This is a genomic window from Streptacidiphilus monticola, from assembly GCF_042658505.1.
GTDB classification, from domain to species: domain Bacteria; phylum Actinomycetota; class Actinomycetes; order Streptomycetales; family Streptomycetaceae; genus Streptacidiphilus; species Streptacidiphilus monticola.
Genome location: NZ_JBHSQJ010000198.1, coordinates 1 through 591 on the forward strand (window position 1 = coordinate 1; position 591 = coordinate 591).

Annotated in this window: 1 protein-coding gene; it reads left to right on the plus strand. The window is 64.8% G+C overall.

What is annotated here, in order from left to right; all coding sequences use genetic code 11:
* On the plus strand, positions 1-591 hold a 591-nt coding region (locus ACFP3V_RS31295; RefSeq protein ID WP_380591063.1), incomplete at both ends, for a glycoside hydrolase family 11 protein.

Sequence of the window (591 nt, forward strand, 5' to 3'; positions counted from 1 at the left end):
GCCAGCGCCGCCACCACGATCACGTCGAACTCCACCGGCACCAACAACGGGTACTTCTACTCGTTCTGGGAGCAGTCCAGCGGGGCCACGATGACCCTGGGCTCCGGCAGCGAGTACAGCCTGACCTGGAACTCGGGAGCGCAGAACGTCGTCGCCGGCACCGGCTGGAACCCGGGCACGAGCAACACCGTGTCCTACTCCGGCTCCTGGAACTGCAACGGCAACTGCTACCTGTCGCTGTACGGCTGGACCACCAACCCGCTGGTCGAGTACTACATCGTCGACAACTACGGCAGCTACAACCCCAGTACCGGTGCCACCAAGCTCGGCTCGGTCTCCAGCGACGGCTCGGTCTACGACCTGTACGAGACCACCCGCACCAACCAGCCGTCCATCCAGGGCACCGCGACGTTCAACCAGTACTGGGCGATCCGCGAGTCGAAGCGCACCGGCGGCACCATCACCGTGTCGAACATCTTCAACGCGTGGAAGAACATCGGCCTGAACCTCGGCACCCCGAACTACGAGATCCTGGCCACCGAGGGCTACCAGAGCAGCGGCAGCTCCGACATCACGGTGACCTCCGGCGGC